Source organism: Streptomyces sp. NPDC029044, assembly GCF_040637495.1.
Classification (GTDB): domain Bacteria; phylum Actinomycetota; class Actinomycetes; order Streptomycetales; family Streptomycetaceae; genus Streptomyces.
This window is the reverse complement of sequence record NZ_JBEZWN010000010.1, coordinates 1-13,365: the sequence shown is the minus strand read 5'-3', so window position 1 is coordinate 13,365 and position 13,365 is coordinate 1. Positions and strand designations below refer to the sequence as shown.

At 71.2% G+C, this 13,365-nt stretch carries 14 protein-coding genes and 3 tRNA genes; 13 read left to right on the top strand and 4 right to left on the bottom strand.

The window, feature by feature from the left end:
* Positions 1 to 99 precede the first annotated feature (99 nt).
* On the top strand, positions 100 to 366 hold the full coding sequence (locus tag AB0E85_RS11595; RefSeq protein WP_361925072.1) for a GlsB/YeaQ/YmgE family stress response membrane protein: 267 nt from the start codon (positions 100 to 102) through the stop codon (positions 364 to 366).
* Between the two features lie 111 nt (positions 367 to 477).
* Here the strand turns inward: AB0E85_RS11595 and AB0E85_RS11590 are convergent, their stop codons facing one another.
* On the bottom strand, positions 478 to 966 hold the full coding sequence (locus AB0E85_RS11590) for a YajQ family cyclic di-GMP-binding protein (RefSeq protein WP_184848948.1): 489 nt from the start codon (positions 964 to 966) through the stop codon (positions 478 to 480).
* Positions 967 to 1,186: 220 nt separating this feature from the next.
* Here AB0E85_RS11590 and AB0E85_RS11585 point away from each other — a divergent pair.
* Together AB0E85_RS11585 and AB0E85_RS11580 are read left to right on the top strand one after the other, a co-directional pair.
* Positions 1,187 to 1,268: transfer RNA gene (locus AB0E85_RS11585), tRNA-Tyr, on the top strand.
* Between the two features lie 327 nt (positions 1,269 to 1,595).
* A complete protein-coding gene (locus AB0E85_RS11580; protein ID WP_361925070.1) occupies positions 1,596 to 2,423 on the top strand; it encodes a hypothetical protein in 828 nt (275 codons plus the stop codon).
* 213 nt (positions 2,424 to 2,636) lie between these two features.
* Here the strand turns inward: AB0E85_RS11580 and AB0E85_RS11575 are convergent, their stop codons facing one another.
* A complete protein-coding gene (locus AB0E85_RS11575; RefSeq protein ID WP_361925068.1) occupies positions 2,637 to 5,081 on the bottom strand; it encodes an MFS transporter in 2,445 nt (814 codons plus the stop codon).
* A 112-nt stretch (positions 5,082 to 5,193) separates the two neighbouring features.
* Between AB0E85_RS11575 and AB0E85_RS11570 the strand changes: the two genes are divergently transcribed.
* Entirely contained in the window at positions 5,194 to 5,406 is a 213-nt protein-coding gene (locus AB0E85_RS11570) for a hypothetical protein (protein ID WP_030839769.1), read from the top strand.
* A 28-nt stretch (positions 5,407 to 5,434) separates the two neighbouring features.
* On the opposite strand, the gene AB0E85_RS11565 is transcribed toward AB0E85_RS11570, so the two are convergent.
* Positions 5,435 to 6,091: an NAD(P)H-binding protein gene (locus tag AB0E85_RS11565; RefSeq protein ID WP_361925066.1), complete on the bottom strand. Its 657-nt coding sequence runs from the start codon at positions 6,089 to 6,091 to the stop codon at positions 5,435 to 5,437.
* 363 nt (positions 6,092 to 6,454) lie between these two features.
* On the bottom strand, positions 6,455 to 7,714 hold the full coding sequence (locus AB0E85_RS11560; protein WP_361925064.1) for an amidohydrolase family protein: 1,260 nt from the start codon (positions 7,712 to 7,714) through the stop codon (positions 6,455 to 6,457).
* Positions 7,715 to 7,950: 236 nt separating this feature from the next.
* Here AB0E85_RS11560 and AB0E85_RS11555 point away from each other — a divergent pair.
* The 9 genes from AB0E85_RS11555 (at position 7,951) to AB0E85_RS11515 (ending at position 13,138) form a co-directional block, all read left to right on the top strand.
* Positions 7,951 to 8,023, top strand: a tRNA-Thr gene (locus AB0E85_RS11555).
* 47 nt (positions 8,024 to 8,070) lie between these two features.
* A tRNA-Met gene (locus AB0E85_RS11550) sits at positions 8,071 to 8,143 on the top strand.
* Between the two features lie 88 nt (positions 8,144 to 8,231).
* Positions 8,232 to 8,396, top strand: a complete 165-nt coding sequence (gene rpmG, locus AB0E85_RS11545; protein ID WP_003948671.1) for a 50S ribosomal protein L33 — start codon at positions 8,232 to 8,234, stop codon at positions 8,394 to 8,396.
* A gap of 100 nt (positions 8,397 to 8,496) precedes the next feature.
* Positions 8,497 to 8,949, top strand: coding sequence for a MaoC family dehydratase N-terminal domain-containing protein (locus tag AB0E85_RS11540; protein WP_184559288.1), 453 nt, complete (start codon positions 8,497 to 8,499; stop codon positions 8,947 to 8,949).
* Positions 8,950 to 8,957: 8 nt separating this feature from the next.
* Positions 8,958 to 9,386, top strand: coding sequence for a MaoC family dehydratase (locus AB0E85_RS11535; protein ID WP_062931583.1), 429 nt, complete (start codon positions 8,958 to 8,960; stop codon positions 9,384 to 9,386).
* Between the two features lie 111 nt (positions 9,387 to 9,497).
* A complete protein-coding gene (locus tag AB0E85_RS11530; RefSeq protein ID WP_361925062.1) occupies positions 9,498 to 10,052 on the top strand; it encodes a helix-turn-helix domain-containing protein in 555 nt (184 codons plus the stop codon).
* Positions 10,053 to 10,144: 92 nt separating this feature from the next.
* Positions 10,145 to 11,572 carry an MFS transporter gene (locus tag AB0E85_RS11525; RefSeq protein WP_361925060.1) on the top strand — a complete coding sequence of 476 codons (1,428 nt, stop codon included), beginning with the start codon at positions 10,145 to 10,147 and terminating at the stop codon, positions 11,570 to 11,572.
* A gap of 31 nt (positions 11,573 to 11,603) precedes the next feature.
* The gene (locus AB0E85_RS11520; RefSeq protein ID WP_361925058.1) at positions 11,604 to 11,984 is read left to right on the top strand and encodes a DUF3291 domain-containing protein; all 381 of its coding nucleotides are present in this window, start codon (positions 11,604 to 11,606) and stop codon (positions 11,982 to 11,984) included.
* Positions 11,981 to 13,138 (top strand): UDP-N-acetylmuramate dehydrogenase, encoded by a 1,158-nt coding sequence (locus tag AB0E85_RS11515; RefSeq protein WP_361925338.1) that lies wholly within the window; start codon positions 11,981 to 11,983, stop codon positions 13,136 to 13,138. The genes AB0E85_RS11520 and AB0E85_RS11515 overlap by 4 nt, the downstream gene beginning before the upstream one ends.
* Positions 13,139 to 13,365: the final 227 nt, after the last annotated feature.

Genomic DNA, 13,365 nt, shown 5'->3' with positions numbered 1-13,365 from the left:
GCGGAACGCCCGACGTACGACGCACGCGCTCGGCCTGCCGGGAGCAAGATCACAGGGCCGGGACAGTGCGGGCACAGCGTGAAAGGGCAGGTTCACGGCATGACCATCATCAGCTGGATCATCCTGGGACTGTTGGCCGGAGCCATCGCGAAGTTCCTGCTGCCGGGGCGTGACCCGGGCGGCCTCATCGGCACGACCCTGATCGGCATCGCGGGCGCGTTCATCGGCGGCTGGATATCGGCCCGCTGGATGGACCGCCCGATCACCCAGGACTTCTACGACGGTGCGACCTGGGCAGCGGCGATCGGCGGATCGCTCGTCCTGCTGATCGTCTACCGCCTGCTGTTCGGCAACTCGCGCGACTGACCGCACCCTCCGACGGCGAGATCGATGAGGGGGAGACGGGCGAGAAGGGCGGGCACCGATGGGTACCCACCCCTCCTCGTATCCGAGCCGACGGGCGCCCGGGGACCGGACCTACCGGTAGTTCACGAACTGCAGCGCGAAGTCGAAGTCCTTGCCCTTGAGCAGGGTGATGACGGCCTGCAGATCGTCACGGCTCTTGGAGCTGACCCTCAGCTCCTCGCCCTGGACCTGCGCCTTCACGCCCTTGGGGCCCTCGTCGCGGATGGTCTTCGCGACCTTCTTCGCGTTCTCCTGGGAGATCCCCTCCTTGATCGAGGAGAAGATCTTGTACTCCTTGCCGGAGAGCTGGGGCTCGCCCGCGTCCAGAGCCTTCAGCGAGATACCCCGCTTGATCAGCTTGGACTGGAAGACGTCGAGGATGGCCTTCACCCGGTCCTCGGAGTTCGCCTCCATGAGGATCTGCTCTCCGGACCACGAGATCGAGGCACCCACGCCCTTGAAGTCGTAGCGCTGTGAGATTTCCTTGGCGGCCTGGTTGAGTGCGTTGTCGACCTCCTGCCGCTCGACCTTCGAGACGATGTCGAAACTGGAGTCGGCCATGTCCTGTGGCTCCTTGTATCGGGGTGCGTATCGTGCGTACCGGCGTATGCGGGCGGTCGCAGGGCCCGTTCAGGTCCCGGGCCGCATCCGGACAAGCCTAGCCACCCCCGGCCCTCCGGGCGCCGATCAATCGGGTGGCGGAGCACCCCTCCACATCAGGTATCGTTTACGTCGTTGCCACGGAGCGCCGCCGAAAAGCGGTTCACCAGGCAGCAACCCCGGCGGTGTGCCCGAGCGGCCAAAGGGAGCAGACTGTAAATCTGCCGGCTCAGCCTTCCCAGGTTCGAATCCTGGCGCCGCCACACTGGGAAAGACCCCCTTTCCTCTGCGGAGACGCAGAGGAAAGGGGGTCTTTCGTTGTCTCACTGCGTGCCCGCGGGTGTCCCCAGGGCGTCCCCTGGGGGCGTCCTCCGCCGAGAGCCCCCGGGGTGAGCATGATCACTCCGCCTCGCGGCGGCCGGTTTTTGAGGTGGCACGTACTGGCCTCCACCCACGAGCCCACCTGCGCAAGCAGGGCAACGGCTGCTCGTCGACGGGTGGTTCACGCCTTCTGCCGGGAGGCCGTCGGGGCATGAACTCGTCAGATACGCTGCCGCCTCTTGCAGCAGCATTCTCCTGAAGAGGTGTGAATGAAAACAGGCAGACGAACCGTCGCGGCGGCCACGCTCGTGGGGGCGCTGGGGCTCTCGGTGCTGAACGCGCCGGCGGCTCAGGCGGCGGACACCGGTATCACCGTGTCGGACATCGTCATCAACAAGGGCAAGCCGATCGTCGTCGGTACAACGCAGACGGTGGAGCCGCCCATCAGTTTCAACATCGCGTTGCCTTCGGGGTACAGCACCTCCGACCCCTCCCGCTACGACGCGTACCCCTTCCTCTACCGCGGCGCCATCAAGACGGCGGCCGATACGGGAGAGAACTTCATCGAGCCGGGCAGTTACACCTGCTACGAGACCGACTCCAAGCACGCACGATGCGAGGGCAACCTTTACATCGACCCGCACCCGAGCCAGGAGCACGTCGACTCCAACAGCGACGCAACGACCTGGAAGGTCGGCGTCTCGCTGCGGCTGTGGAAGGCCGACGGCGGCCTCAAGACCGGGGAACTGGAGACGCGGTCCGCGACCGCCCAGCTCAAGCGCGCGGCCAAGGCCACCACCAACGCAACGCCGGAGCCGGTCACCAAGGGCAAGCCGATCACGGTCACGGGCAAGCTGACCCGGGCGAACTGGAGCACGAAGAAGTACGACGCCTACAGCGGCCGCACGGTCAGCCTCCAGTTCCGCGCCAAGGGCACCGACGCCTACAAGACGGTCAAAAAGGCCACCACCAGCAGCACCGGGGGACTGAAGACCACGGTCACCGCCTCGGTCGACGGCTACTACCGCTGGGTGTACTACGGCAACTCCACGACCGGCGTGGCCACCAGCGCGGCCGACTACGTCGACGTGCGCTGACGCCGATCTGCCGGTTCTGACGGTCCTACCGGGCCTGCCGGTTCTGCCGGGCCTGCCGGTTCTGCCGGTTCATCTGACGAAGCCGGCTGCCGATATGGTCCGGAGCGGCAGCCGGCTGAAGGTCGTGATGTAGCCGGCCGGGGCGGCCGGGCGTGGCACGACGCTGGGGGAAGGGGGGCGTCGCGGTGACGCACGCCCCGCCTGAATGCCCCACTACCGGACCGAGTCCCCGTCCCAGTACCCGTCCGCGTCCCCGCCCCCGGCGTGAGTGAGCTCGATGTCGTGGTCGTCCACGCCGGTGCCCGGGACCGTCAGCTGTGCCACCCGGGGCGGGTAGCCGGTCGCGACGACCGTGTACGCGCCGGTGTCCAGGTCGGAGAAGGCGTAGGCCCCGTCGAGGCCGGTTCGCGTCGTGGCGACCACGTTGCCCGCCGCGTCCACCAGCGTCACCCGCGCGTCACTCAGCGGCGCACCCTCTCCGCGCACCGTGCCCCGCACGTGCGCGCCGGGCCGCAGTTCGAGCTCGACCCTGGTGGTCCCGGCTCCGCCGATCTCGACGACCTGGGCCAGCGGCCGGTGCTCGAGGGAGCTGACCGTGAGGGTCACCGGCCCCGGAACCAGATCGGTGACCGTGAACTCGCCCAGCTCATCTGCCCGTCCGGTGGCCACCACCTCGCCTCGCACGTCCGTCACGATGACCACGGCCTCGGCGACCGGTGCCCCCGCGTCCGCGGAACGCACCATGCCGGCGAGGCGGCTGGTGCCGCTCAGCAGCACGTCGTACGCCAGCGGCTCACCGGTCACGAGGATCGTGGAGGCCTGCGGCTGGTAGCCCTCCGATGCGGCGATCAGGACGTACGATCCGGCGCCCGGAGCGTCCACGCGGTAGGAACCGTCGCTCCGCGAGACCGCCCGCCCGAGTTGCTTGCCGCCGGGCGAGATCAACGTCACAGTGGCCCCGCCGACGGCGCCCCGGTCAGCGCCCAGCACACGGCCCCGCACACCAGTCCCGGCCCGTTCGGCGGAGGTCACGGCCGCCTCGGCAGGCGCTCCGACGACCGGTGTTCCGACAACCGGCCTCCCACCCGAGGCAGCCACCGTCACCTCCTGCGCCGCCGGGCCCCTCTCCGGCGCCGTCACCTCCTGCACGGCCGGGCCCCTCTCCGGCACCGCCACCTCCTGCACCGCCGGGTCCATCTCCGGCACCACCGGGCCCGCCACCGGCGTCTCCACGGCCTCCGCCCCCCGTTGCCGCGGAATGAACGAGGCGACGGCGAAAGCGAGCAGCGCGGCCCCCGCCCCGATGGCCAGGACGACCTTGAACCCGTCCTGGGACGGCAAGGCCGTCCCACCGAAGCCCGTCGTCATCCGGGCCAGGATCACCCCGGCCACCGCGCTGGCGGTCGACGTACCGATGGACCGCATCAGCGTGTTGAGGCTGTTCGCCGCGCCCGTTTCCGAGGCCGGGACGGCGCCCATGATGAGCGCGGGCATCGAGCCGTAGGTGAAGCCGATGCCGGCGCCGATGACGCAGGTGACGACCACGAAGTGCCAGAGCTCCGACATCAGCACGATGTTGAGCCCGTAACCGGCGGCCACGATGAGGGCGCCGACCATCAGGGTGATCTTCGGGCCCTTGGACTTGGACAGGGCGGCGGACACCGGAGCCGTGGCCATCATGACCAGGCCGGACGGGGCCATCGTCAGCCCGGCGACGAGCAGTGACCTGCCGAGACCGTAGCCGGTCGCCTCAGGCAACTGAAGGAGCTGCGGAATGACCAGGGACATCGCGAACATCGCGAACCCGATGGCGATCGAAGCGAGGTTGGTGACGAGCACCTGACGGCGGGCGGTGGTCCGCAGGTCGACCAGTGGCTCCCTGACCCGCAGCTCCCACCGGCCCCACGCCAGCAGCACGACGACGGCGGCCGCGAACAGGCCGAGGGTGGTGCCGCTGCCCCAACCCCAGTCGCCGCCCTTGGAGATGGCCAGCAGCAGCGACACCAGACCCGCCGCCATGCCGATGCCGCCGATCAGGTCGAATCGCCCGCCGGTGCGCACCTTCGACTCCGGCACGATGACCGGCACCAGCACGAGGGCGACGACGCCCAGTCCGGCGGAGGCCCAGAACAGGGCGTGCCAGTCGAAGTTGTCCGCGATGAGCGCGGCGGCGGGCAGTCCGAGGGCGCCACCCACGCCGAGCGAGGCGCTCATCAACGCCGTCGCCGAGCCGAGCCGTTCGGCGGGCAGCTCGTCCCGCATGATGCTGATGCCGAGCGGGATGACGCCGGAAGCGAGGCCCTGGAGTGCCCGACCCGCGATCATCGGGGCGAGCGAGTCGCTGAGGGCGGCGGTGACCGAGCCGGCCACGAGCATCACGAGGCTGATCAGCAGCATCCGCCGCTTGCCGTACATGTCGCCGAGCCGGCCCGTCATCGGCGTGGCGACGGCGGCGGCGAGCAGGGTGGCGGTGACGGCCCAGGCGGTGTCCGAGGCGGGGGCGTTCAGCAGCCGGGGGAGCTCCGGGACGATCGGGATGACCAGGGTCTGCATCAGCGAGACCACGATCCCGCCGAAGGCCAGGACCGCGACGACGGCGTTCGCCCGTGGTGCCGCGGGCTCCCCGGTGTCGGCGGGTCGGGGAAGGGCGTGGGACATGGTCGGTCCTCCATGGAGGCGTCGAGGGACAGCGCGACCCGACCAAGCTATGGCAATTGATTGACTTAAGCAACTGGATGAGGGTGCGGGACGGCCACGGCACACTGGTCCCATGTCCTCCCGCCGCAGAGTCTGCCCCGAGTGCCGTCGTGAGATCGCCGTCGTCGCCGGGCGGTACGCGCGCCACGACCCGCCCGGCGCCCGTGAGCACGGCGAACTCACCTCGTGCCCGGGCTCACGCCGCCAGGCCCGCCCGGGCCCGGAGCAACCGTCCTTGGACGGCTACACGGTGCCGGACTTCCCCGGCCAACTGCCCCTGTTCTAGGCCTCGACCGCGCGGCCGGCCGCGAACCTCAGTTCCCCGCCACGGACTTCACCGCCACCGAGACTGGCGCGGACCCGCTGATGAGCTCCAGAGTGAGCCCGGCCGTCGCCGAGGTGTCCACCAGCTCCGCCAGTACGGCGGCCACGTCGTCCCGCGGGATCGGACCTCGGCCGGTGCCGGCCTCCAGGCGTACGAGACCGGTACCGGCGTCGTCGGTGAGTTGTCCGGGGCGCAGGATCGTCCAGTCCAGGGCGTCCAGCCCGCGCACGTACGCGTCCGCCTCGCCCTTCGCGCGCAGGTAGACGTCGAAGATCTCGTCGCCCTGGTGGCGCGGATCCGCGCCCATGGACGACACGACCACGAAGCGCCGTACGCCCGCCTGCACCGCCGCGTCCGCGAAGAGGACCGCCGCGGCCTTGTCCACCGTGTCCTTGCGGGTCGCCCCGCTGCCCGGGCCCGCACCCGCCGCGAAGACCGCGGCGTCGGCGCCCCTCAGCCGCTCCGCGACCTCGTCCACGGACGCCGACTCCAGGTCGAGCACGACCGGTTCGGCACCGGCCTGACGCAGGTCGTCCGCCTGCTCGGCCTTCCGGATGATTCCCGCTACCTCGTCCCCGCGCGCGGCGAGCAGCCGCTCCAGCCGCAACGCGATCTGACCATGACCACCAGCGATGACAATGCGCATGCCTTCGACCGTACGCCTCGACAGCACCGTCCGCCGCACGGCTTGGACCACGCCGGCCGCGCCCGGCGGTACACCCCGCCGCAGCCCTACGACACCTGACGCACCCTTGCTACCGCAGCCCTACGGCCCTCGCCCCGCCCCTGCCGCCGCAGCCCCACGCCGCCTCACGCACCTTTGCCGCCGCAGCCCTACGCCGCCTCACGCACCTTTGCCGCCGCAGCCCCACGGCGCTTCACGCACCCCTGCCGCCGCAGCCTCTACGGCGCCTCGCCCCGCCCCTGCCGCCGCAGCCCCACGCCGCCTCACGCACCTTTGCCGCCGCAGCCCCTAAGGCGCCCCGCCTCACCCTTGCCGCCGCACCCCCTAAGGCGCCTCGCCCCGCCCCTGTCGCGGCAGCCCCAGCTCCACCGAAGCCGCCGAGCTGCAGTACTCCCGCACCGCGCTGGTCCGCGCCACCACACGCCCCTGGTGCACGACGATCCGGCTGTACGCCAGGGACAGCACCCCTGCGAGCCGCTCCCCGCGCACCGCGAGCAACTCGGCCGGGAAACCCGCCTCCACCCGCACCTCGGGCAGCCCCAGCACCGCCCGCGCCGACGAGCTCACCGCGTCGTACGCCTCCTCGGGCGGCAGCCCGTAACGCGAGGCCAGCAGGAAGGCCGCCTCCAGCGGGTCGCCGCGCCCCACCGGGTTGGACACGTCCCGCAGCGCCCCGCTCCCGGCGGCCACCCGCACCCCGGCCGCGCGCAACAGCCGGACGGGGGCGGCCCCGCGCCGGTCGACGCCGCCGCAGCCGCCCTGGGGCAGGCACACGACCGCAACCCCGGCCGCAGCGAGTTGGTCGGCCGTCCGCGAGGCAACCTCGGAGGGCAGCCGGCCGAGATCGCCGCAGGGACTCAGGGACACCCCGGGGCGCAGCCCGCCCGCCATGGCCGCGAGCCGGGCCAGCCGGGCCGGGTCCCCGGCGTCCGTGTGCAGGTCGACGGGGCAGCCGTGCTCGGAGGCCGTCTCCAGGACCGCCTCCACGTACCCGGTCGGGTCGGGGTCGAGGTCAGGCCGGCCGCCCACCACCGAGGCGCCCATCTTCACCGCGTCCCGCAGCATCGCGAGCCCGTCCGCACCGGCCACCCCGGTCAGCACCCGGGGCATCGCCACCGTCGTCAGCTCCGCCAGCCCGCGCAGCGCGCGCCGCGCCTGGAGCACGGCCGCGAGCGCGCCCAGTCCCTGGACGTCCCCCACGCGCACGTGCGCCCGCAGCGCCGTCGCCCCGTGCCCGAGCTGGAGCAGTGCGGCCTCCGTCGCCCGGCGCTGCACGTCCTGCGGCTCGTACGAGACCGGCCCCCCGGTGTCCGCCGACAGGGCCGTGTCGGCGTGGGCGTGCGGCTCGGCGGGGGCCGGCAGCAGCAGATAGCCGCTGAGGTCCACGCGTGCCCCGCACGCGCGCGTGCCGCCCGTCCCCAGGCTGCCGGCCGTACCGACCGCCTCGATACGCCCGCCGCCCAGCCGTACGTCCACGGTCCGGCCGTCGGTGAGCCGCGCCCCGCACAGCAGCAGCGACGACGGGTCTGCCGGACCCGGTGAGGACGACGGGGGCGGGGGTGGCTGCGGCCGGCTGTCGGGCATCGCACTCCAGGGGCTCGGGCTGGCACGGGAGGACGCATGATCACGCAGAGTGAGACGAGCCTAGGACGGCCCCCCGCCCGCGGCGGGGAGGAGCGCAATAGTCGTACCGGCGTGGTCCGCTCACGGAACGGAAGGGGTCCGCGAGGCCGCTGGCAGGACGGTCCGGGCGCCCGGGACGGGTGCCTCGAAACGGATTTGGGTGAACGGCGGCGGAGCGTGTAATGTCTTCATCGCTCGCCCCAATAGCTCAGTCGGCAGAGCGTCTCCATGGTAAGGAGAAGGTCAACGGTTCGATTCCGTTTTGGGGCTCTGGTGTGACTGGCTCCCGTCGCGAGGCGGGGTCCGGACCACATCAAAGCGGTGTAGCTCAGTCGGTAGAGCAAGCGGCTCATAATCGCTGTGTCACCGGTTCAAGTCCGGTCACCGCTACTGACAGTAGCCGATTGCGGGGTCGGTCCTTCGATCGGCTACTCTTCTTGCGTTAAACAGTCCATCCGTTCGTCTTAGGAGCACTCACGTGGCTGCCACCGACGTCCGCCCGAAGATCACGCTGGCCTGCGTGGAGTGCAAGGAGCGGAACTACATCACCAAGAAGAACCGGCGTAACAACCCGGATCGCCTGGAGATGAAGAAGCACTGCCCGCGTTGCAACGCGCACACCGCGCACCGCGAAACGCGATAAATCAGGCTCGTACACGAGGCCGTTCCCGAGTGATCGGGGGCGGCCTCGCGTCGTTGAGGGACCCGTACCGGTCAGTAGAGCTACCAGGAGGTGCCGAGCCATGGCGCTCGACCAGTCCTTCGTGGGGCGGACGTACCCGCCCACCGCGCCTTACGAGGTGGGCCGGGAGAAGATCCGTGAGTTCGCCGAGGCGGTCGGGGACGCCAACCCGGCGTACACGGACGCGGAGGCCGCCAAGGCACTCGGGTACCCCGACGTGATCGCCCCGCCGACCTTCGTGTTCGCGATCACCTTCAAGGCGGCGGGTGAGGTCGTCCAAGACCCGCAGCTCGGCCTGGACTACAGCCGCGTGGTGCACGGCGACCAGAAGTTCGCCTACCGGCGCCCCGTCCGTGCGGGCGACCGGCTCACGGTCACCTCGACCATCGAGGCGATCAAGTCCCTCGCGGGCAACGACATCGTGGACATCCGCGGCGAGGTGCACGACGAGGCCGGCGAGCACGTCGTGACCGCCTGGACCAAGCTCGTGGCCCGCGCGGCCGAGGAGGCGTGAGCGACCCCATGACCGCGAAGATCTCCTACTCCGACGTCGAGGTCGGCACCGAACTGCCCGCGCAGACGTTTCCCGTGACCCGCGCGACCCTCGTCCGCTACGCGGGCGCCTCCGGCGACTTCAACCCGATCCACTGGAACGAGAAGTTCGCCAAGGAGGTCGGCCTGCCGGACGTCATCGCGCACGGCATGTTCACCATGGCCGAGGCGATCCGCGTGGTCACCGACTGGACGGGCGACCCGGGCGCGGTCGTCGAGTACGGCGTCCGCTTCACCAAGCCGGTCGTCGTGCCGAACGACGACCAGGGTGCCGTGATCGAGGTCGCGGGCAAGGTCGCCGCCAAGCTCGACGACAACACGGTCCGGGTGGACCTGACCGCGACCAGCGCCGGGCAGAAGGTGCTGGGCATGTCCCGGGCGGTCGTGCGCCTGGCCTGAGGCAGCCGCGACACGACGTAAGGGGCGCTCTCCCTTGGGGGTGTCCCTTACGCGTGGTGCCTGCAAGCCATCGCTTGACATAGTTAGTGATTGAGTACTAACTTTGTAGGCATGGCCAGGATGAGTGCGGAAGAGCGGCGCGAGAGCGTCATCCGTGCGGCGACGACCGAGTTCGCCCGCGGTGGGTACCACGGCACCTCGACCGAGGCGATCGCCCGCCGGGTCGGCGTGTCGCAGCCGTACCTCTTCCGGCTCTTCCCGGGCAAGAAGGCGATCTTCCTGGCGGCGGCCGAGCGGTGCGTCGAGGACACCATCCGGATGTTCGCGGAGGCGGCTGAGGGGGTGGAGGGTGAAGAGGCCCGCCATGCCATGGGCGCCGCGTACATCGAGGCCATCTCCGCGCAGCCCGAGCGGCTGATGATGCAGATGCAGATGTACCTCGCCGTCGCGTCCGCCGAGGAGGAGGGGGACCACGAGTTCGGCGAAGCCGTACGCGCGGGCTGGATGCGGCTATGGGACACCATCCACCTGCCGCTGGGCGCCGACACTCACAAGACGACGACCTTCCTCGCCCAGGGCATGCTCATCAACTGCATGGTGGCCATGGGTTTCCCGTCCGATCACCGGGCCTGGGCGGGGCTGGGCGCACCGGGGTCCGACGGCTGACGCGGCAGGGTGAGGAGGCAGGTCCTTTTCATGACCTCGAAAGTTAGTAATCAATAACTAATCGATCACGGCACACACTCCATGGGGGAGCGATGTCACAGCAGACCGCACGTCGCGGGGGAGCCGCCTGGGCCCTCGTCATCACCAGCGTCGCCGGATTCATGGCGGCCCTCGACAACCTCGTCGTCACCACCGCCCTGCCCTCCATCCGGGCGGACCTCGGCGGAGGACTGCACGACCTGGAATGGACGGTGAGCGCCTACACGCTCACCTTCGCCGTCCTGCTGATGTTCGGCGCCGCCCTCGGTGACCGTTTCGGCCGCCGCCGGCTGTTCATCGCCGGACTCACCGTCTTCACCGCAGCCTCCGCCGCCGCGGCCATGGCGCCCGGCATCGACTCCCTCATCGCCGCCCGCGCGGTCCAGGGCGCCGGCGCCGCGGTGATGATGCCGCTGACGCTGACCCTGCTGACCGCCGCCGTGCCCGTCGCCAAGCGAGGGATGGCCTACGGCATCTGGGGCGCCGTCAACGGACTCGCCGTCGCCTCCGGACCGCTCGTCGGCGGCACCCTCACCGAGCACATCTCCTGGCAGTGGATCTTCTGGCTCAACGTCCCGCTGGGCCTGGCCCTGCTGCCGCTCGCCCGTCTCCGCCTCGCCGAGTCCTACGGCACCGGAGCACCGCTCGACGTCCCCGGCACCCTGCTCGCCAGCGGCGGCCTCTTCGGCATCGTCTACGGCCTGGTCCGCGGCCCGGCCGACGGCTGGACCTCCGCCCTCGTCCTGACCGGCCTGTTCGCGGGCGGAGCGCTGCTCGCCGGCTTCATCCTCTACAGCACGCGGGCCAAGAACCCGATGCTGCCGATGCGGCTGTTCCGCTCCCGGGCGTTCTCCGGCATCAACGCGGCGAGCCTGCTGATGTTCCTCGGCATGTTCGGCTCGATCTTCCTGCTCAGCCAGTACATGCAGGGCGTCCTCGGCTACTCGCCCACCGAGGCGGGCCTCAGGATGCTGCCCTGGACCGGTATGCCGATGCTGGTCGCCCCGATCGCCGGCATCCTCGCCGACCGCATCGGCGGCCGCCCGGTCGTCGCCGCGGGCCTCTTCCTCCAGGCGCTGGGCCTCGGCTACATGGCGGTGGTGGCCACGGCCGACGCCTCCTACGTCTCCCAGCTGCCCGCCCTGATCGTCAGCGGCGTCGGCATGGCGCTGTTCTTCGCCCCCGCCTCGCACCTGGTCATGTCCAGCGTGCGGCCGGCGGAGCAGGGCATCGCCTCCGGCGCCAACAACGCCCTGCGTGAGGTGGGCGGGGCGCTCGGCATCGCCGTCATGGGGTCGATCTTCGCGGCCCAGGGCGGCTACGAGACCGGCCAGACCTTCGTCGACGGCATGCGTCCGGCCCTGGTGACGGGCTCCGCGGTGGTCGCCCTCGCCGGCGTGGCGGCCCTGCTGATACCGACCCGGCGGCGCACCGAGCGGCAGGCCGAACCGGCACCGGTGCTGGAGACGGCCGCCCACTGACCCCGAAGGACCCGAACAAGGAGAAGCGGCCATGCCCACTCTTCCCTGGACCGTCCCGAACACCCCGCCCCGCGACACCGAGGTGTACGTCTTCGCCTCCCGCTTCGAGACCCGCACGCTGTGGGGAGCCCTGAGGTTCCTCGCCGGGACTCCCGCCGTCTGGCGGCAGGTCCGCCGGAGCCCCGGCGCCTACGGAGCGACCCTGAAGGCGAAGCCCCTCCAGCGGACCTTCTGGACCCTGTCGGCCTGGGAGTCCAAGGACGCACTGCACGCCTTCGTCCGCGCCGGCGCCCACGGCCCGGCTTCCCGGGGCCTCGCCCCGCAGATGAAGGACTCGGCCTTCACCACCTGGCAGGTGAGCAGCGACGACCTCCCGCTCTCCTGGCCCGAGGCGCTCCGCCGACTGTCCTGAGAGCCACCACGCGCGCGTGCGGCCCCCTTTCCGGTCCGAAAGGGGGCCGCACCCACGCGTGCCCGGCGCCGTCACAGCCGTCTCGTACTCTTGAGCCCGTGCAGGAACTCCACGACGCCCCCCTCGCCCCGCTGACGACCTTCCGGCTGGGCGGCCCCGCGACCCGGCTGCTCACCGCGACGACGGACGACGAGGTGATCGCCGCCGTCCGTGAAGCCGACGAGGCGGGCACCCCGCTGCTGCTCATCGGCGGCGGCTCGAACCTGGTCATCGGCGACAAGGGCTTCGAGGGCACCGCCCTCGTCATCGCCACCAAGGGCTTCTCCCTCGACGGCACGAGCCTGGAGCTCGCGGCCGGCGAGATCTGGACCGACGCGGTCGCCCGTACGGTCGAGGCGGGTCTGGCCGGCATCGAGTGCCTGGCCGGCATCCCCGGCTCGGCGGGCGCGACCCCCATCCAGAACGTCGGGGCGTACGGCCAGGAGGTCTCCTCGACGATCACCGAGGTCGTCGCGTACGACCGCCGCACCGGCGAGACGGTCACCCTGGCCAACGAGGACTGCGCCTTCTCCTACCGCCACAGCCGCTTCAAGTCCGACCCCGAGCGCTACGTGGTCCTGCGCGTCCGCTTCGCCCTGGAGGACGCCGAGGGTCTCTCCGCGCCCCTCCGCTACGCCGAGACGGCCCGGGCCCTCGGGGTGGAACCGGGCGACCGCGTCCCCCTCGCCCGGGCCCGCGAGACGGTGCTCAAGCTGCGTGCGGGCAAGGGCATGGTCCTGGACCCCGAGGACCACGACACCTGGTCGGCGGGCTCCTTCTTCACCAACCCGATCCTCACGGACACGGACTTCGCGGCCTTCCGCGCCCGCGTGCACGAGCGGCTCGGCGACGGGGTGGAGCCCCCGGCGTACCCGGCCGGCGACGGCCACACCAAGACCTCCGCGGCCTGGCTGATCGACAAGGCGGGCTTCACGAAGGGCTACGGCGACGGGCCGGCCCGCATCTCCACGAAGCACACCCTGGCGCTGACGAACCGGGGGAGTGCGACGACCGAGGATCTCCTCGCCCTGGCCCGCGAGGTCGTGGCCGGAGTCCACGAGGCCTTCGGAATCACGCTGGTCAATGAGCCGGTGACGGTGGGGGTCAGCCTGTAGGCACCGCGGCGTTGCTGCTGGGGCCGGGTGGGTCCGCAACCCGGCGGAGCGGGGTACCGCTGCGCCCACCCGTGCCGCCCTTGGCGGCACGCCTGCCCGCAGCTGAGCGGATCCGCACCCGCCGTCGTACGTAAGGGGACGTGTCGGGGGGTGTCCGCCCGCAGCGGTTGTCGCGTCAACGAACAGTCAGTCGGCGTGCAAGCCCATCGCGACGTTCCGAGGACGGA

Excerpts from the sequence above, each read along its gene's own strand:
- AB0E85_RS11560 (WP_361925064.1), bottom strand. The coding sequence starts at position 7,714 with ATGCCCGACAGCCGGCCGCAGCCACCCCCGCCCCCGTCGTCCTCACCG.
- AB0E85_RS11575 (WP_361925068.1), bottom strand. The coding sequence starts at position 5,081 with ATGTCCCACGCCCTTCCCCGACCCGCCGACACCGGGGAGCCCGCGGCA.
- AB0E85_RS11565 (WP_361925066.1), bottom strand. The coding sequence starts at position 6,091 with ATGCGCATTGTCATCGCTGGTGGTCATGGTCAGATCGCGTTGCGGCTG.
- AB0E85_RS11590 (WP_184848948.1), bottom strand. The coding sequence starts at position 966 with ATGGCCGACTCCAGTTTCGACATCGTCTCGAAGGTCGAGCGGCAGGAG.
- AB0E85_RS11540 (WP_184559288.1), top strand. The coding sequence starts at position 8,497 with ATGGCGCTCGACCAGTCCTTCGTGGGGCGGACGTACCCGCCCACCGCG.
- AB0E85_RS11530 (WP_361925062.1), top strand. The coding sequence starts at position 9,498 with ATGGCCAGGATGAGTGCGGAAGAGCGGCGCGAGAGCGTCATCCGTGCG.
- AB0E85_RS11570 (WP_030839769.1), top strand. The coding sequence starts at position 5,194 with ATGTCCTCCCGCCGCAGAGTCTGCCCCGAGTGCCGTCGTGAGATCGCC.
- AB0E85_RS11595 (WP_361925072.1), top strand. The coding sequence starts at position 100 with ATGACCATCATCAGCTGGATCATCCTGGGACTGTTGGCCGGAGCCATC.
- AB0E85_RS11525 (WP_361925060.1), top strand. The coding sequence starts at position 10,145 with ATGTCACAGCAGACCGCACGTCGCGGGGGAGCCGCCTGGGCCCTCGTC.
- AB0E85_RS11520 (WP_361925058.1), top strand. The coding sequence starts at position 11,604 with ATGCCCACTCTTCCCTGGACCGTCCCGAACACCCCGCCCCGCGACACC.
- AB0E85_RS11580 (WP_361925070.1), top strand. The coding sequence starts at position 1,596 with ATGAAAACAGGCAGACGAACCGTCGCGGCGGCCACGCTCGTGGGGGCG.
- AB0E85_RS11535 (WP_062931583.1), top strand. The coding sequence starts at position 8,958 with ATGACCGCGAAGATCTCCTACTCCGACGTCGAGGTCGGCACCGAACTG.